A 17608-nucleotide genomic window follows, 5' to 3' on the forward strand; every position below is an offset into this window, starting at 1 on the left:
AAGGGTACAGTATGTATAACGAATGAAGGAGGTGTGTTTAATATGATTCAACTACAGAACGTCAATAAAATCTATAAGACAGGCGATGTGGAAACAGCCGCCTTGAAAGACATCGACCTCACCATCCGTGATGGCGCGTTCGTCGTGATTCTTGGTCCGAGCGGAAGTGGGAAAAGTACACTACTCAATGTCATCAGTGGGCTCGACACCGTCACATCCGGCAAAATCACGTTCGGGGACACCATCCTGACTGATTTGTCTACTGAGCAGATGACGTCATTTCGACGCGATCACCTCGGCTTTATCTTTCAACAATACAACCTCCTTCAAAACTTGACCGTCTATGAGAACGTGCAACTCGGATCCGATCTATCGAAAGACCCACTCTCGATCGATGACCTGCTCGAACAGGTCGGACTCGCGGCAGCACGTGATAAATACCCGTATCAATTGTCCGGTGGCGAACAGCAACGCGTCTCGGTCGCCCGTAGCCTTGCTAAAAATCCGGCCCTCGTCTTTTGTGACGAACCGACGGGGTCGCTCGACGAAGAAAATTCGAAAAAGGTGCTTGAGCTGTTAGAGCGTTTGAACGAGACATACCAAAAAACAATTGTCGTCATCACGCACAACAATGGCATCAGTGAGATGGCAGACGATGTCATCAAGATGAACTCCGGTCGAATCACTGAAGTGACCCACCATGACATCCGGGTCGCGGCACGGGACATCCATTGGGGATAAGGAGGTGGTGATATGCTTTATAAAAATGTGTGGAAGACATTAAGTAAAAAATGGATGCAACTCCTTGCCATTGCTATCATCATCGTCATGAGTTCGCTCACATACACGATGATGTTTTACGGCATCAGCGGAATCGAGGTCCCGACCGAAGAATATCTAGAGCAATCGAACCAAGAAGATTTCGCCATTGAGATGCTCAACCGGGTAACGGAAGAAGAGCTGCGTGACCCCGATGTCGCCGCCCTAGCAAGTACAGGTACTTTCACCTTATCCGACATCAAACGAGCCGATGAGGGCGTCTTCAACCGTCTCATCACCTCACGAATTGATGCGGTCGAAAAAGAAATGCCGGATGCGACGATTGAACTGCGCGATTTGAAAGCCATCACGTACACACTCGATGGTGCCGAACATCGCGGACTGTTAATTAAAGAATCGGACACGATCAATCGCTCCTACCTTGAAGCAGGTGACAGACCGAACACGAACGACGAGGTCGCCCTCAATAAAAAATACGCAGAAGAGAATGGAATTGAAGTCGGGGACATGATCGATCTCGGTCGACCGTTCACAGTGAGCGGGTTTGTCCTCTTCCCCGACTACACGCTTCCACTCTTCGATGATAATTTATTCAATCTTGACCCGGGTTCGCAAACGCTTCTTCTCATGACGGATGAATCGTTCGAGTCAATTGTCGGACAAGAGTCATTCCGATTATCAGGTGTGACCGACCAAACGGTTGAGACCGACCTCGAACTACCTTTTGTCGTCTCGGTCATGGAAACCGAGAACATCATCCGAAGCGGCGCCATCTATAGTGAAATTTCATCCGGGAAGGCGATGGCCCTCGGACTCAGTTTGTTTATCGTTTCAATCGCCGTCATCATCGTCGCCATTCTAATCTCGAATATGCTCGAGGCCGAACGTGGTCAAATTGGACTGTTAAAAGCAATCGGATATAGTCGCCGTCAAATCGCCGCGCCTTATCTAGTGCTTATCTTAATTTTCGCTTTCTTCATGCTCATCATCGGTTATTTCCTCGGACTCTATTTCGCAAATCCATTAAAAGAACTGTATCTCGACTTTTATCTCTTGCCGTCCATCACGATTGCCCAAAGTCCGCTTGTCTTTTTGACGGCTGTATTTGCCCCACTGTTCTTCTTCGCGCTTGTCGCGGGCGGGGTCATCTATAAAATCATGGGAGAGAGCGCCCTCGCCCTCCTGTCACCGCGAGACAATGTCTCGCTCAATCGACTCAGCCGTCTCGTCAGTCGACTGTTGAAACAGGCGAGCGGCAAGACGAAATTTAAATATTTGTATGCGGTTAAGAGCACGGGGAGCTTCTTGATTTTCTTCCTCGGCATCTTGTTCTCAACAATCCTCATCATCTTCGCCCTCATGATGAACGGTGCCGTCGACCGAATGACCGTGGGAGGATTGAACGATGCCGTCTATGAATATGAAGCCTATACGGATTCGACACCGACTGTAGAAGAGGGTCAAGAGCCGTTCCTCACCTACCCGTTCGCCTTTGTCGAAGACAAACTCATCACTTTGAAAGGGTTGAGTGACGACAACACATTGTTTCCGCTTCAGAATGAGGACGGGGACAAGTTGGTACCGGAATCCGGTGGGTTGATCGTCTCTTCCTCGCTTGCCCTGAAACTTGGTCTTGAGACCGGACAAGAAATTGACGTTGACCTCGACGGAGACACGCTGACGTACCCGATCATTGGCATCGCCGATGAATTTTCCGGAGACTTCGCCTACCTGCCCCGAACAGAATTGAGTGAACTGTTAAGTGACGGAGTGACAGATAGCCTGTTCAACGGGATTTATGCGACGGAGCGTCCGAATGAGTCGGATTATCCGACCATTTTGTCCCGCCAAGGATTGATTGAACAGTCCGAGTCGATCAATCAATATATGAACTTCATGATGAACGTCTTAATCGGCGGAGCATCCCTCATCGCCTTCAGTATCCTGTTCGTTCTGACGGCGCTCACGGTCGAGAAGAACTACTACGTGATCTCGCTTTTAAAAGTGATGGGGTATCAGAAACGAGAAGTCCGCTCGATGATTTTGAACAGCTACTTCATCTACGCACTCGTCTCTGCTCTCTTGAGTATTCCGATTGCCCTGTTGACACTCCGAGTCATCATCGTCGTTTTCGCAGAAGATTACGGGCTCGTTCTTCCGCTTGAATTCGAATGGATTTATATCGTCTACACGCTTGGCGCGGTCGCTCTCCTCTTCTTCATGAGTACGTTCGTCAGCCGACGGAAGATCGATCAAATCCCACTTCAGGAAGTATTAAAGTCATATCAAGAATAATTTATGCCAAAATAGGGCATAATAGAGGATAGACCAGACCTCTCTTGAGGAGGGGTCTGACTTTTTGCAGAAAAGGATGATTGACATGAATCGTACACAAGTTATGCTCGCCATTCCCGGAAACTGGTCTTCCGTAGAAGGCGTAAGCGAACAAATCAGTTTACATAGTGAAGGCTACACAATGGCCGGTCTGCTGTTGCTTGAAGACGAAACAGGAAAAGCGTTCACCGTAGAAGCCGTAGAACGTGACCCTGCTCTAGCCGAGGCAATGATTCACGCGAGCTCCGGCGGGTTCACACCGAAAATCGCGAAAGGACTCGCACGTCACACACACGTCGTCTACTTGATTGTCGACGTCAACGATTTGACAGACGTCGCTGCGGCACGTCGAGCCGCGAACGCCGTATTAAACGCAGGCGGGCTCGGTGTCATGGTCGAATCGGCCGGCGTCGCCTACTCAAAAGAAGAATGGCAGGAGTCAAAAGAAGCAGATCTCGCGCTCGACTATTCACTCCTCACCGCAATCACAGAAGAAGAGAACGCCTATATGTCATGGGGAATGAAAGCGTTCGGTCATGCAGATGTGGCCGTGCCGATGACACTCGATATTGAAGATGCCATCCACGTGATTCACTCGTTCAACTTCCATCTCATCTCAGGAGGAACGATGTTCGGTGATGGTGACCGATTCGCTTTCGAAGACGGTCGTGCCTTCACGGTCGAAATGGGCGAAGACGAGCGGACGACGATTGACAACTTGTTGCATAACCCGTTCGGCTTGATTTACCTCGTGCCGCAAGCAGCAGAATAACCTGTCGGAGTGCCGTTAACGGTGCTCCGTTTTTAATTTTCAATATTTTCACCTCACTAAAAAACCTTCATCCGATGAATGGATGAAGGTTCATGTTCATGCTTGTCTCATTTCTTGCATACGTTCGAGTTGATGCGTCAGTTCACCGATTGGGACAAATCGTGCCCGGCGCAGCATCTCTTTCCCATTGATGAAAAAGAGGACGACCGGTACGGTGAAAATGGAGAAAGTTCCTGCTATTTCAGGGACTTCGTCCGAATCCACCGCGACTGATTCGATTTCAGGGAACTGTTGGAGCATCTCTTCGATTTGAGGTTTCAGCGCATGACAGACACTGCACCCTGGATGAGAGACATAGACGAGCAGTTGTTCCACGCCCGCAATCCGTTCATTCAATCCAGTCAAGGTTGTCATTGCTTCCATCCTGCATTCCTCCTATTTGTTAAGCGTCGAGCCACAAGACACCGACAGTTTCAAAGCCGGCATGTACCGCGATGGATGGACAGAATCGTGTCCGTACCACTTCGAGACCCGATAATTTCGACTCGATGAGCGCGACAAAGTCGTCTTGCATCTTTGGTGAGAGTGCCGTCTGGACGAATACACGATTGTCTTTCACACCGTTCTCCGCATGACGACGTTCGAGTTCGCCGACCATCTCCGCATACGCCTTCTTCAACGAACGTGCCTTTTTAAACGGAATGACTTTTCCTGTCTCATCGAGCGTGATAATCGGTTTGATGTTCAAGATGTTCGCAAGGAACATCTCTCCGGAAGAAACTCGACCGCCCCGGCGCATCGTTTCCATGTTGCCGATAATCATGAAGAAGTTCTTCTTGTCGCGCCATGCCTCGAGCAGTGCGACGATCTCTTCGACCGACTTGCCTTCTTGTTCGGCGGCCTTACCGATTCGGACGAGTTCTTGTTGCGCTTCGAGCGCAGCATGCGAGTCGATCGTATATACTTTGAAGTCAGCCGCTTCTGCCGCTGCTTTTGAGTTTTTCGCTGTGCTGCTCAATCCGTTCGAACAATGGACGGCGATGGCACAATCGTACCCTTCCTCTTTTAAGCGCTCATAGCGCCCGATGAAATCTCCGAAAATCGGTTGTGACGTCTTCGCTTCTTTCTTTTGGTCAATCATATACCGATGTAAGTCTTCAAGCGAGAGATTTGTTTCACTATAGCCGTTACCGTCCACAATCAACTGAATCGGAACGATATCTACACCGAGTCGTGCTGCTTCTTCTTGGGAGAAGTTGGCCATGCTGTCGGTAATCCATGCGATTTTTGTCATAACTAAAGATCCTCCAATGGTCGTTCATTTTTGTCCAATCTCATTATACCTTATTTTTTGCCCCTATTCCTAGCCGACTGAATGAGACGAAAAAACAGAGCGACACGCGGTCGCCCTGCCTCTCTTCACTTCGTCGAAATCAATTTCGTATGGGCGAATTCGTCATGCGGCAACTCGAGGTCCTTGTTTGACTTCATCTGTTGGAGTGCCCGAATTAAGGGAATCCCGAGCGTCGCCGGATAGACGACATCTTTATACAGCGTCCGTTTGATGACTTGTTCAAAGGAAAGCGGTCGTCCATCTGCACTCACGACCTTGATTCCAACGATACGGTCACCTAGTGTCTGACCGTTTCGATACAGCATACAGTAGACTTCTCCGGCCATCGTCACAACGGTCGGGAAGTAGTACCGTTTTATTTCTTTGTCCGGCCATACTTTTTTACGGATGGCCTTTTCAATCAGCTTGGCCGGTGTCTGAAAGACGACTTGGTCGATTTGACCGGCAACGGCTCGTTTCCAAAGCGGGACTGCCACAGTAATCATCCTTTCTCTCGCGGTTCTAGCCTTTCAATTCCTCTTTTATCGGCTGACGAAACCCTGAGAAGGGACATCCGCTTCTCGCAAACAAGTTCGGTGTTTTGATAACGTCATCATAATGCTCGTGGAAGACGTGCGTCGTCGCTGGGGATAAAGGCGGGATGAGCCAACTCCATTGTCCGGTGACGTCACGCCCCGCTTCTAGCTCATTTTTTTCGAACCGTTTGAACTGTTTAGCGGCGGTATGATGATCGACGATCGTAACACCCGCTCGTTCAAACGATTGCAGGACGGCGATATTCAATTCAACGAGAGCCCGGTCACGCCAAAGTGAGCGTTCTTTTGTCGTCTCAAGCCCGAGCGACCGTCCGACAAGTGGCAACAAGTCATAGCGGTCCGTGTCTGCTAAATTGCGCGCCCCGATTTCCGTCTCCATATACCAACCGTTGAATGGGATCGACGTAAACCGAAGCCCACCGATCTCAAGCTCCATATCGGTGATTGCCGGAAGAGCATGCCATTTGATCGCTCGCCCGTCAAACAAGTCAACGTCTTCATGTTCGATGTCCACCTCGAGCACTGCCTCACTTGGCAATTCGTAGAGACGAACATCCTGACCATCTGTGATCATGAGCGGAAGAACATCAAACGGAGTCCCGGAACCGACCCATCCAAGTTGTTCGGCCCGTTTCGTCATCGTGACAGACATCGGGTCTCCGATAATCCCGTCTGGCGTCTCATATCCCGCGTATCGAATCAGTTGTGCATTTAACAATTGGAACTCGTTCGGAAGGACCGTCATCGTCGAACGGATTTTCCCCTCGTTCGTGGCGAAATGAAGGTGATCGACCAGTCGAGCGTAGACATCGTCAAACGTATCGGCATCACGGGCGTCAATCACATGAAGCGTCTGCCAAAACAAACGTCCGATGCAACGATTCGAGTTTCGCCACGCCATCTTGGCCCCTTCCGACAACTCTTCTGTCGTCAACGTGTAAGTACCTGTTCGCTCAATTTCATCTTTTATTTGTCTTAGGCGTTCAGAAGGGTCGTCATGCCATTGTCGCATCCAGTCGCTCGCTTGGTCGTATAGGTTCATCTCATAAGTCTCCTCACTCATTCTCTTTTTCTCCATCTTAGAGAAAAGAAGACCCTTGTTTCAACTATCTATTCTTTCGCGTGACAGTCTCGATCTGTATGACCGTCTTTTTTTGAGCGCAATGTAAAACATCCTTCATCTTGTGTCGGTCCCCTAGTGAACTTGCATATCCAAAAAACCCCACTCGTTAAAAGTGGGGTCAACGTTTACTTGCGTTCTAAAACAAACGTTTTATAGGCTGGAACACGAATCTTACCTGATACGTGCTTGATTGTTTTCGTTCCGGCACGGTTACCATCGACAATCACGTTCCACTTCCCTTTCGGAAGCGTGATTCGGACATTTGTCGGGTTGGCGTTATGCGTGATGAACAAGTCATTCTTTTGACCAGGTGCATCTTCATCAATCGTGTACGTGATGACGTTCGCTTCCGCTTTATGGAACCTCAAGAATTGTTTCACGTCGCTCGCTTTCGTCATCCGGAGACCAGGGTTTGCCTTACGCATCTCAATCAACCCTTTCATGTACTGGACGTCCGCCTTGCGGTCTGCTGCCCGTTTCCAATCGAGTTGGTTGATCGAGTCCGGTGATTTGTACGAGTTGTGATCCCCTTCCTTCGTGCGCATGAATTCTTGCCCAGCGTGAAGGAATGTCGTCCCTTGACTCGTTAGTAGGATACTTGATGCGAGCCGATGCATCTTCGTTTTATTGAATTCAGATGCGATCGGGTTCGTCAACTCCAACTTATCCCAAAGGGTGTGATTATCGTGGGCTTCGACGTATGTGATGGCTTGCGTCGGTTCTTTTGTGAATCCTTTAATCGTGTCGCTATAAGCGATTTCTCCGACGATTCCCGTCTTCACGCGATTTTCCATGCCTTCTTTTCCGTTGACGAAACCTTTGTCCTCATCGTAGAAGACGCTCCCCTTCAAGCCGTCACGGATATTGTCGTTGAAGTGTGCGACTCCCGGCATGTCGTAGGCGTTCTTTTGATTTGCTTTTAATTCGGCATCGAGTGGTGTGCCGAGGTCCCATCCTTCTCCGAAGACGAGGATTGACTTGTCGACTCGATTCAACTCCGAACGAACTTTGTTCATCGTCTCGACGTCATGTATGCCCATCAAGTCGAAACGGAATCCGTCCCAATGGTATTCTTTCGCCCAATAGACGACCGAGTCGACGATGAGTTTTTGCATCATCGCTCGTTCGGACGCGGTATCGTTCCCGACACCCGTCCCGTTGGCGAAGTCCCCACCTTCTGTATAACGATAGTAGTAACCCGGTACGATTTTGTGCAAGTTCGACGCTTGGGCATCAAACATATGGTTATATACCACGTCCATGACACCACGTAGGTTGTTGTCATGTAAACCTTGAATCATCTGTTTCATTTCCGTGATGCGTACTTTTGCATCGTAAGGGTCCGTTGAATACGACCCTTCTGGCGCATTATAGTTTTTCGGGTCGTATCCCCAGTTATATGTCGCCATCGGATTCGTCTCATCGACCGATGCCGTGTTGAAGTCATAGACAGGAATGAACTGGACATGAGTCACGCCAAGGTCTTTGACGTGGTCGAGTCCTGTTTTCGTCGCCGTCTTTTTACCGTCGATGAGGAGACGTGTTCCTGGTTCGATGACACCGAGGTATTTCCCTTTGTTTTTGATGCCTGAGTCATACTTATCCGTCTTCACATCAAAGATTGAAAGGTCACGGACGTGTGTCTCATAGATAATCGCATCCGTTGACTGCTTCAACTTCGGCTTCATCGAGTTCCATCGTTTCGGGTCCGTTTCTTTCAAATCGACGACGACGCCTTGATCACCGTTCACACCGACAGCCGTCGCATACGGATCGACCGCACGAACCTTACCTGTCGCATGTGTCACTTGGTACGTATAGCCGATGCCGTCAAGGTCACCGCGTACTTCCGTCACCCACGTGCCACGCTCACCGCGTTTCATCTTGATGGCTTTTTTCATATCTTTATCGTTCGTTGGTCGGTCTGTCGGCATATTCCAAAGCTCGAGCTCGACTTGTTGAGCCGTCGGTGCCCAAAGAACAAACTTCGTTTTCGATTTTTGGTACGTGATGCCGAGTTTACCATCGTACGCATATTTCGCGTCGAATTCTTTCGAGCGAAGCACCTTGCCGGCTTGGAGTGTCTGTTCGCCGTATTCCGGATGCGACGCTTGAATAATCTTCGCTAAATCGATGTCTTCTGTAAATTGAATCGTGACCGACTTGTCTCCGGTCTTTTCAATCGACTCAACCGTTGCACCGTCTACGCTCAATTCATCGATGAACGCGTCCGTAATGGCACGGTTCGTCGTGAGTGTCGCTTGTCGGAACGTATCCGCCGAGAACGCGACGAGTTTAGGGGAACGGTCGATTTGTGGCTCTGAATAATAGATGGTCGAATCTCCTTCAACGAGCCAAATCTCTTTCGCTGTACCGAGAACAAAACGGTCTTCGCCGTCCTTTTCCGTCCATTCTCCTTTTTTCGTGATTAAACCCATCAATTTTTTCGATTCCGGGTTGGCGAGTTTCACGTTCGCGATGGCGCCGAATGCATCGGTCTCATCGAACGTGATGTTCTGTCCGTCCCCGCCGTCCGGCCAAGCCCACAGACCCCAGTCCGTGTATGTATTATCGTAACGGAAATAGTGAACTTTCATGTCGATTTCCGTTGAGACCGTCTCCCCGTCCGGGTTTGACGTATAAATCGTCGGGTCGCCTGACTTGATCCAAACTTCCGCGACACCGTCTTGGATCATATCGTTCGTGATGAAGCGGTCATTCTCCGACCCTTTATCTTTGTCCCAATTGTCCGTTCGGACGATGAGACCGATTTTTTCAGGTGAGTCGACCGGGAATTCATAAGCCGCCACCTTTCCAAATGAATCTCCCCCATTAAACGTGAAGCCTTTATTCGGGAAGTAATCTGGGCCATTTGCCCAAAGCCATAAGTTCCAATCCTTTTCATTATCCGGCGCCTCTTGATAATGGACGACGACTAAAGTCGACTCCCCTTTATCTAAAGCGGACGCCGGCATCGGAAACATTGACAGAATTAGTGCAAACGTTAGCACAACTGCCCATACGGGTTTCCATTGTTTTTTGACCATGAGGGTCCCTCCTTGTAGCACTATTTTAAGAAAACGCTTACACAAAAATTGTAAACGGTTTCCTTTAACGAAGCAATGTTATTTTAGAAAAGAGTCAATTGGCATCAGTTGACGGGAATGTCACCTGAGGAATATGGACTAAAGAGAGTTCTGTTCACAAAAAAGACGTCCGCATGATGACTCGGACGTCTTCTTGTTTAGTTCCCGTACTTTTTGAATAACTGATAGTTTTTGTTACCGCCCGACAAGTTGTACACGTCGGTGAATCCGAGGTTACGGAGCACGTTCTGTGCCGCGTTCCCCGTCACTCCACCGTTACAGTAGACGACGGTCGGTTTGTTTTTGTCCATGTCATTCGCCGCTTCCCGGAGATTACCGAGCGGGACGTTGACCGCACAATCGACACATGCCTTCTCGAACTGTGCTGCTTTACGCGTATCGATGATTTGCATGTCTTCGCCTGCGTCGATCCGTGTCTGAAGCTCGGCCGGTGTGATGAGTCGTGCCGCCTTGTCGATGCTGTTCGAAAGGACCATCCCCGTATACATGACCGGATCTTTCGTCGTCGAGAACGGTGGTGCGTAGGCAAGGTCGAGGTGGAACAAATCATCTACTTTTGCCTTGAGCGTGATCGCCGTGACGAAGACGTCGATTCGCTTGTCGACCCCTTCGAATCCGACAATTTGGACGCCGAGCAGTTGACGTGTCGCACGGTCCGCGACTGCTTTAATCGTCATATCTTTTCCACCCATGTAGGCTGGTTTATCCGGTTTCGTATTATGAAGCACCTCAATATCGTACCCGAGTTCACGCGCTTCTTTTTCGGCGAGACCCGTCTGCGCCACGGCAAGTCCGAACACTTTGAAGATGCCCGTACCGAGGATGCCGCGATGTTCGAGATGTCCTCCCGTGATGACGTCTCCTGCGGTCCGCCCCATCTTATTCGCTGTCGAACCGAGCGGGCGCCAGATTGGTTTACCTGTCACGATGGAGAAGCTCTCCGCGACGTCACCGGCGGCATACACGTCTGAGACGTTCGTCTCCATCCACTCATTGACAGCAATCGCACCCGTTTCACCCAATTTGACACCCATTTGCATAGCGAGTTCGACGTTCGGACGGACCCCGACCGATAGGATGACGAAATCTGTCTCAATCGTCTTCCCACTCTCGGTGACGACACGCTCCACATGACCGTCACCAATGAGTTCCGTCACCGTCTCACCGAGCATGAGCTCAATCCCGTTCTGTTCGAGATGCTCCTCGACGCGGCATGCCATGTCCTTGTCGAGTGGGGGCATGACTTGCGTCACGCGCTCGATGATAGTGACCTCCACACCGCGAAGTTTCAACTGTTCGGCCATCTCAAGACCGATGAAGCCGGCCCCGATAATCGTCGCATGTTTTGGGTCTGTCGAATCCACGAACGAACGTGTAGCTTCCGCGTGTTGGATGTTTCGAATCGGGAAGACGTTGTCCGATTTCACTCCAGGAATCGGTGGGACGATGCTTGTCGCCCCTGTCGCGAGGACGAGGACGTCATACGAGTCCGTGAACGTCTCACCGGTATCTAAGTTTTCAACCGTCACCGTTTTCGCATCCTTGTCGACCGCTGTCACGTTATGTCGTGTCATGACGTCGATGTTATACCGCTTCTTAAAGAAGGCGGCGTCACGCGGCGTCAAGTCATCACGTGATTCGACTTCTCCACCGACATAGTAAGGAATCCCACATCCCGAATACGAGATATCGTAATCCCGGTCGTAAATCGTAATCTGTGCATCTTCGTTGTTACGACGTGCCTTTGCTGCAACGGATGTCCCCGCTGCGACCGAACCGATAATCACTAATTTCATAAAAACAACTCCTTAATAAAGTAATAAGCTGATATACAGACCAAATAGTGTAATGGCGAGTGTAGGAATCGTCAGGATGATCCCGACTTTAAAATATTCACCCCATCCAATTCTCAACCCTTTTGTCCGAAGTACGTGGAGCCATAATAATGTCGCGAGCGACCCGATCGGCGTAATCTTTGGACCTAAGTCTGAGCCGATGACATTCGCATAAATGAGCGCTTCCCGAATCTGGCCGGTCGTATTCGTCAAGTCGATGGCGAGCGCATCAATCATGACGGTCGGCATGTTATTCATGACTGAGGACAAGACGGCAGCCAAAAATCCCATTCCGAACGTCGCACTGAAAGCATTCACCGCAAACCAGTCGATAAAGTTCGCAAGCACTTGTGTGAGTCCGGCGTTCTGTAATCCATAAACAACGACGTACATGCCGAGCGAGAAGAAGACGATGGCCCACGGTGCTCCTTTGACGACTTGTGTCGTCTCTACCGCAGCTGAACGGTTCGCCATCACCAAGAAAAATAGGGCGATGACAGCGGCGACGAGTGAGACCGGGATGCCAATCAAGTCACTCGTAAAGTAACCGATGACGAGTAACGCGAGCACGACCCACGATAAGCGGAACATCGTATGGTCTTTGATGACTGACGCAGGTTTAGCCAATTGAGATGCATCATACTGTTTCGGGATGTCTTTTCTGAAGTACAAATACAATACGAGTAGACTGCCCGCAACCGCAAAGACGTTGACGAACACCATCCGTGCCGCATACTCGGCGAACCCGATTCCGAAGAAGTCGGCCGAGACGATATTGACCAGGTTCGACACGATGAACGGCAAACTCGCTGTATCGGCGATAAATCCAGAGGCCATGACGTACGCCAAGACGACCGCATCCGGCAGTTTGAGAGCCCGGACCATCGCTAAGACGATCGGCGTCAAGATGAGCGCCGCCCCGTCGTTTGCAAATAGTGCCGCAACGAGCGCACCGAGTAGCGTGATGTAGACGAATAACTTCACTCCACCACCTTTTGCGATTCGGGCCATATGTAATGCGGCCCATTCGAAAAATCCAATCTCGTCTAAAATGAGCGAAATGATGATAATCGCGATGAATGTGAACGTCGCGTTCCAAATGATACCCCATACTGTTCCGACATCATCAAAATTGACGACGCCCAAAATGAGGGCAATGACGGCCATCCCCATCGCCGAGTAACCGATGCCGAGGCCTTTCGGTTGCTTAATGATGAGGAAAAGCGTCACCACAAATATAAGACTAGCAATCCATTCCAAAACGTTTCCCTCCAACTTTTCAATTCATCAAGTGTCACATGAGACATCACACGTACACGCCACTTCAGTCAGTTCCACTTGTTTCAATAGGTCGACGACGAGCGGATAAAACGGGCTCGTCTCGTTCAATCGATAGTGAATCCACTGTTTGTCCCGGCGCTCTAATAAAAGTCCCGCCTGACGCAACATTTTCAAGTGACGGCTGATCGCCGGTTGCGAGATGTCGAAACGATCGACGAAGCTACAGGCACACTGTTCGCCTGCTTCCATCTGTTTCAACATCGTCAACCGGGTCGGGTCACCGAGCACCTTGAGTACTTTACTCAGTTCATCTACAGCGTACATATTTGTTCCCCACCTCTCATATAACTCTTCCGTTATATAACCTGTACGTTATGAAAATAACATAGTTTTTAACACGAAGCAATTGTCATTTCGGGTTGAATTCGGTATGATGAAACACGTTGAAAATGTCAGAATCCATTATTTTGATTTTCGTGAGACTCGAAAATCAAATCATCATATTATAAAGAGAAAGGTGTGTTCTTTTGGAAAGATTGAATACGTTGAAACACGAATGGCTCGGAAATGTCCGAGCCGACATTTTAGCCGGGATTGTCGTCGCCCTAGCGCTCATCCCGGAAGCCATCGCCTTCTCCCTCATCGCGGGAGTCAACCCGATGGTCGGACTGTATGCCTCATTCATTATCGCTATGGTCATCTCAATCGCCGGAGGCCGTCCTGCGATGATTTCGGCTGCAACTGGTGCGATGGCGCTCGTCATCGTTTCACTCGTCGCCGACCATGGTCTCCAGTACTTGCTCGCCGCTGGTATTTTGACCGGGATCATTCAAATCGTTCTCGGCTACTTCGGCATCGCCCGGTTGATGAAATTCATTCCGCGCGCCGTCATGGTCGGTTTCGTCAATGCGCTCGCCATTTTGATTTTCCAGGCACAATTGTCAAACTTTGAAGGCGAAAGCTGGATCATCTGGGCGATTGTCGCCGCATCACTCGCCATCATCTTCTTGTTCCCACGTGTCACGAAAGCGATCCCGGCTCCGCTCATCGCGATTGTCGTCATGACCATTCTCGCGATTACATTCGGACTTGATACGAAAAATATTGGAGATATGGGGACGATTTCAGCTACGCTTCCAGACTTCTTGTTCCCGGATGTGCCGTTCACGCTCGAGACACTTATGATAATCTTGCCGTACTCGATTTCGCTCGCCTTTGTCGGATTGATTGAATCGCTCTTGACGGCGCAAATCGTCGATGACATGACGGGTACAGATTCCAACAAAAACCGCGAATCACGCGGACAAGGAATTTCGAACATCATCGCCGGATTCTTCGGTGGGATGCCAGGATGTGCGATGATCGGTCAATCTGTCATCAACGTTTCGTCAGGTGCGCGTGGTCGTCTGTCGACGTTCACAGCCGGACTTGCACTCTTCATCATGATCATGACGATGAGTGATGTACTCATGCTCATCCCGGTCGGTGCGCTCGTCGGAGTCATGTTCTTCGTATCGTATGCAACATTTGACTGGGGCTCGCTCAAAGCGATGCGCACCGCTCAAAAGTCGGATACGGTCGTCATGCTCGTCACGGTCCTCGTTACCGTCTTCACACATGATCTGTCCCTCGGGGTACTCGGTGGAATCTTGACGGCTGCGATTTTATTCGCCGCCAAAATTTCAAAGATCGACCTCGGTCGCCAAGTTACTTCAAACCGCGTAGATTATACAGTCAACGGACAGCTGTTCTTCGCTTCGACGTCTGAATTTGTCAACCAGTTCGATATTACAGAAGATATCGACGTAGGAATCAACACAGTCACAATCGACTTTGCGAACACGCATCTTTGGGATGATTCGGCCATCGGTGCCATCGATAAGGTCGTCTTTAAATACCGAGAAGTCGGAATCGAACCGGAACTTCTTAACTTGAACAAAGACTCGGAAAAACTGCTCAACACTCTCGCGCTTCACTTGAAGCAACAAGATACGAACGCCGGTCACTGATTCGTCATTTCCCCTGTTCGGCAAATCACCTATACTAAAAGTAGAACGTGCGAAAGAGGAGGAGTTTTCATGGGAAAGGTATTTTTAGCGGCAGATGGTTCTGCCCACTCGAAACGTGCGCTTGAAAAAGCGATTCAACTTGCAAAGGCGTCGAATGCGTCAATCGATATCGTTCACGTCATCAGTGCGAAAGAATCGAAGGAAGCGGCTCTCAATTCGACAGGTAAAATCGATTTGGAGACGAAGCGTAAACAGATGCTCAAGCCATTGTTTGACTTGGCGGAAGCGGAAGGAATCCATTACGAATATATTGAGCTCCGAGGCGAACCGGACGTTGAACTCGTCAAATATGCGAATCACGAGCCTTATGAATATGTCGTTGTCGGCTCGCGCGGCTTAAATACGTTCCAAGAGTTCGTGCTCGGTAGCGTGAGTCATAAACTCGCCAAACGCGCGCTCGCTCCTGTCATCATCGTCAAATGATCCGTTTTCCCCATCTCCATGCGAGATGGGGATTTTTTGTGTCACATACAGGGGACCTTTCGTTCGTGTAGAATGAGTTAAAGATCGTTTACTTCAAAAGGAGGTTCTCGCTATGGATATCACAAACGACCCGAATACACTTTTACTCATCCTACTCCCTGTCTTGATTTTGCAACTCATCCTGCTCGTTGTCGCTTTGATCGACCTATTCAAACGCGACGTGACGAACGGCCCGAAATGGGTATGGCTTCTCGTCATCGTCTTCATTAACATTCTTGGACCGATTGTTTACTTCTTATGGGGACGGGCAAAACGATGAAGGTCACACACATTTCGAAACACTTCGGATCGTTCAAAGCACTCGATGATGTCAGTTTTGAGTTGCGCCCTGGATGCACGTCCTTACTCGGTGAGAACGGAGCGGGTAAGACGACGCTTTTAAACCTGCTCGCCCGTGTCACGAACCCTACAAGTGGTGACGTGAGCGGTCACGTACAAACACGCATCGGTTATTCGCCGCAACGTCCGGCCCTCTACCCGTCTTTGACTCCCGTCGAGACGATTCGATATGCCGCCGAGTTGACAGGTACAAAGCACGTCGACCCCGTCAAACTGTTAAAACGTGTCGGTCTCGAACCGGTCGACCGACCGGCTGCAAACCTATCCGGAGGGATGCGCCAACGACTCGGCATCGCACAGGCGCTCGTGCATGACCCGGAATTATTGCTGCTCGATGAACCCGTCTCCGCACTCGACCCTCGCGGTCGTCGGGAAGTGCTCGATTTATTGAGCGATTTGAAACGGGAGCGAATGATTCTCTACTCTACGCACGTTCTCCCGGATGCCGAAGAAGCGAGCGACTGGGTGCTGCTGCTTCGACAAGGCAAATTGCTCATGGAAGGCACCGTGACCGACCTGCTCGGTTCGAAATCGACCATCGAGTTACGACTCTTCGACGACGAAACGAGTGGAGCGGACTGGAACCAACTAGAAGGTGTGACTCAGACAATCCAACACGGTTCAACGTGGGTATTCGAATCATCGGACCGAAAGCTCGCCGAGCGAGCGATTTTGCGACGCGTCTTGGAACTGAACGTCGTCATCCAATCGCTACACGTCGGGCATCCGTCTCTTGAGTCCTTATTTTTGGAGGTGAACGCCTGATGCGTACAGCAATCTTCAAACAAGAATGGCGCGAAGCATGGTCGAACAAACGACTCATTTGGATTCCCGTCGCCCTTATGCTCCTCGCCTCGATGCAGCCGATCACACTCTACTTCTTACCGGATATCCTCGCTTCCGGTGGGAATTTCCCTGATGGAACCATCATCGAGATCCCGATCCCAACTCCGGAGGAAGTCTTAATCTCAGTGAGTGAACAGCTTCGTCAAATCGGACTCCTCATCGTCTTATTGTCGGCGATGCATACGTTCAGCCATGAACGGACGAATGGGACACTCGCATGGCTCAAGTCATTACAAATCCCGACATCACGTATTGTCATCAGCAAATGGGCCCATTATGCCTTATTGACGGTCGGCGGTATTTTGCTCGCACAAACGGCAGCAGCATACTATACAGTGATTCTATTTGATGCATTTGACTCGGTCGATTTTCTCGTGTCGACGGCACTTCTCGTCTGTCATTTCATCGTACAACTATCTATCTTCTTTTTCATCGCGGCACTTTTAGAGAGCGGCGTGGTTGCGGTCGTCTTGACGCTCGGACTCCACTTCGTCATGTCCCTCTTAATTGGTTGGGTCGACCTTGATTGGATGCCATGGATGCTCGGACCGCTATCGAGCGAGGTGTTACTGACAGAGGTGGATCTCGTTTGGCCGCTCCTGACAGGAATCCTCGTTGTCGTCCTCTCGCTTTATGTGGCGTCGAAACGTCTTCGCTTCATGAGTCATTCGGCGTAAACGTCTGACCTTGTAAATGATTCATTTGCCACTATCTTCCCTTGGATAAAAATGGTTATATTATTTTATATA

General features: G+C 49.9%; 16 protein-coding genes. 8 read left to right on the forward strand and 8 right to left on the reverse strand.

All coding sequences use genetic code 11. The features are described from left to right. The first annotated feature begins 42 nt into the window (after positions 1-42). The 3 genes from KNO95_RS07420 to KNO95_RS07430 all read left to right on the forward strand — a co-directional run bounded on the left by KNO95_RS07420 (position 43) and on the right by KNO95_RS07430 (position 3886). Complete coding sequence (locus KNO95_RS07420) at positions 43-741, forward strand: ABC transporter ATP-binding protein (RefSeq protein ID WP_214878582.1); 699 nt, start codon at positions 43-45, stop codon at positions 739-741. A gap of 12 nt (positions 742-753) precedes the next feature. Beyond that, positions 754-3075, forward strand: a complete 2322-nt coding sequence (locus tag KNO95_RS07425) for an ABC transporter permease (RefSeq protein WP_214878585.1) — start codon at positions 754-756, stop codon at positions 3073-3075. Positions 3076-3160: 85 nt separating this feature from the next. After that, a complete protein-coding gene (locus KNO95_RS07430; protein ID WP_214703336.1) occupies positions 3161-3886 on the forward strand; it encodes a DUF4261 domain-containing protein in 726 nt (241 codons plus the stop codon). A gap of 96 nt (positions 3887-3982) precedes the next feature. Here KNO95_RS07430 and KNO95_RS07435 read toward each other — a convergent pair whose 3' ends face one another. The 8 genes from KNO95_RS07435 to KNO95_RS07470 form a co-directional block, all read right to left on the reverse strand. Next, positions 3983-4309, reverse strand: coding sequence for a thioredoxin family protein (locus KNO95_RS07435; RefSeq protein ID WP_026825319.1), 327 nt, complete (start codon positions 4307-4309; stop codon positions 3983-3985). A gap of 19 nt (positions 4310-4328) precedes the next feature. Then, entirely contained in the window at positions 4329-5180 is an 852-nt protein-coding gene (locus KNO95_RS07440; RefSeq protein ID WP_214878587.1) for a DegV family protein, read from the reverse strand. A gap of 125 nt (positions 5181-5305) precedes the next feature. Next, positions 5306-5725 (reverse strand): RDD family protein, encoded by a 420-nt coding sequence (locus KNO95_RS07445; RefSeq protein WP_214703335.1) that lies wholly within the window; start codon positions 5723-5725, stop codon positions 5306-5308. Positions 5726-5741: 16 nt separating this feature from the next. Next, on the reverse strand, positions 5742-6818 hold the full coding sequence (locus KNO95_RS07450) for a nitric oxide synthase oxygenase (protein ID WP_214703514.1): 1077 nt from the start codon (positions 6816-6818) through the stop codon (positions 5742-5744). A gap of 206 nt (positions 6819-7024) precedes the next feature. After that, positions 7025-9946 (reverse strand): type I pullulanase, encoded by a 2922-nt coding sequence (pulA, locus tag KNO95_RS07455; RefSeq protein WP_214878589.1) that lies wholly within the window; start codon positions 9944-9946, stop codon positions 7025-7027. Positions 9947-10143: 197 nt separating this feature from the next. Next, positions 10144-11802 carry an FAD-dependent oxidoreductase gene (locus tag KNO95_RS07460; RefSeq protein WP_214878592.1) on the reverse strand — a complete coding sequence of 553 codons (1659 nt, stop codon included), beginning with the start codon at positions 11800-11802 and terminating at the stop codon, positions 10144-10146. 12 nt (positions 11803-11814) lie between these two features. Beyond that, the gene (locus tag KNO95_RS07465; RefSeq protein WP_214703332.1) at positions 11815-13101 is read right to left on the reverse strand and encodes an arsenic transporter; all 1287 of its coding nucleotides are present in this window, start codon (positions 13099-13101) and stop codon (positions 11815-11817) included. A gap of 27 nt (positions 13102-13128) precedes the next feature. Beyond that, positions 13129-13446 (reverse strand): ArsR/SmtB family transcription factor, encoded by a 318-nt coding sequence (locus KNO95_RS07470; RefSeq protein ID WP_026825313.1) that lies wholly within the window; start codon positions 13444-13446, stop codon positions 13129-13131. Between the two features lie 203 nt (positions 13447-13649). On the opposite strand from KNO95_RS07470, the gene KNO95_RS07475 reads away from it, so the two are divergent. The 5 genes from KNO95_RS07475 (at position 13650) to KNO95_RS07495 (ending at position 17536) form a co-directional block, all read left to right on the forward strand. Then, entirely contained in the window at positions 13650-15131 is a 1482-nt protein-coding gene (locus KNO95_RS07475; RefSeq protein ID WP_214703330.1) for a SulP family inorganic anion transporter, read from the forward strand. A gap of 69 nt (positions 15132-15200) precedes the next feature. Next, positions 15201-15614, forward strand: a complete 414-nt coding sequence (locus KNO95_RS07480; RefSeq protein ID WP_026825311.1) for a universal stress protein — start codon at positions 15201-15203, stop codon at positions 15612-15614. 112 nt (positions 15615-15726) lie between these two features. Continuing rightward, a complete protein-coding gene (locus KNO95_RS07485; RefSeq protein ID WP_026825310.1) occupies positions 15727-15933 on the forward strand; it encodes a PLD nuclease N-terminal domain-containing protein in 207 nt (68 codons plus the stop codon). Beyond that, on the forward strand, positions 15930-16778 hold the full coding sequence (locus KNO95_RS07490) for an ABC transporter ATP-binding protein (RefSeq protein WP_214878594.1): 849 nt from the start codon (positions 15930-15932) through the stop codon (positions 16776-16778). Before KNO95_RS07485 ends, KNO95_RS07490 begins: the two co-directional genes overlap by 4 nt. After that, a complete protein-coding gene (locus KNO95_RS07495; protein ID WP_214703328.1) occupies positions 16778-17536 on the forward strand; it encodes an ABC transporter permease in 759 nt (252 codons plus the stop codon). Before KNO95_RS07490 ends, KNO95_RS07495 begins: the two co-directional genes overlap by 1 nt. Positions 17537-17608: the final 72 nt, after the last annotated feature.

The sequence above is a fragment of the Exiguobacterium sp. ERU653 genome, assembly GCF_018617775.1.
In the GTDB taxonomy this organism is placed as follows: Bacteria; Bacillota; Bacilli; order Exiguobacteriales; family Exiguobacteriaceae; genus Exiguobacterium; species Exiguobacterium marinum.

Bases quoted from the DNA above. Each gene is read 5' to 3' on its own strand.
- KNO95_RS07445 (WP_214703335.1), bottom strand. From the start codon at position 5,725: ATGATTACTGTGGCAGTCCCGCTTTGGAAACGAGCCGTTGCCGGTCAA.
- KNO95_RS07470 (WP_026825313.1), bottom strand. From the start codon at position 13,446: ATGTACGCTGTAGATGAACTGAGTAAAGTACTCAAGGTGCTCGGTGAC.
- KNO95_RS07495 (WP_214703328.1), top strand. From the start codon at position 16,778: ATGCGTACAGCAATCTTCAAACAAGAATGGCGCGAAGCATGGTCGAAC.
- KNO95_RS07435 (WP_026825319.1), bottom strand. From the start codon at position 4,309: ATGGAAGCAATGACAACCTTGACTGGATTGAATGAACGGATTGCGGGC.
- pulA (WP_214878589.1), bottom strand. From the start codon at position 9,946: ATGGTCAAAAAACAATGGAAACCCGTATGGGCAGTTGTGCTAACGTTT.
- KNO95_RS07490 (WP_214878594.1), top strand. From the start codon at position 15,930: ATGAAGGTCACACACATTTCGAAACACTTCGGATCGTTCAAAGCACTC.
- KNO95_RS07460 (WP_214878592.1), bottom strand. From the start codon at position 11,802: ATGAAATTAGTGATTATCGGTTCGGTCGCAGCGGGGACATCCGTTGCA.
- KNO95_RS07440 (WP_214878587.1), bottom strand. From the start codon at position 5,180: ATGACAAAAATCGCATGGATTACCGACAGCATGGCCAACTTCTCCCAA.
- KNO95_RS07420 (WP_214878582.1), top strand. From the start codon at position 43: ATGATTCAACTACAGAACGTCAATAAAATCTATAAGACAGGCGATGTG.
- KNO95_RS07480 (WP_026825311.1), top strand. From the start codon at position 15,201: ATGGGAAAGGTATTTTTAGCGGCAGATGGTTCTGCCCACTCGAAACGT.
- KNO95_RS07485 (WP_026825310.1), top strand. From the start codon at position 15,727: ATGGATATCACAAACGACCCGAATACACTTTTACTCATCCTACTCCCT.
- KNO95_RS07430 (WP_214703336.1), top strand. From the start codon at position 3,161: ATGAATCGTACACAAGTTATGCTCGCCATTCCCGGAAACTGGTCTTCC.
- KNO95_RS07450 (WP_214703514.1), bottom strand. From the start codon at position 6,818: ATGAACCTATACGACCAAGCGAGCGACTGGATGCGACAATGGCATGAC.
- KNO95_RS07425 (WP_214878585.1), top strand. From the start codon at position 754: ATGCTTTATAAAAATGTGTGGAAGACATTAAGTAAAAAATGGATGCAA.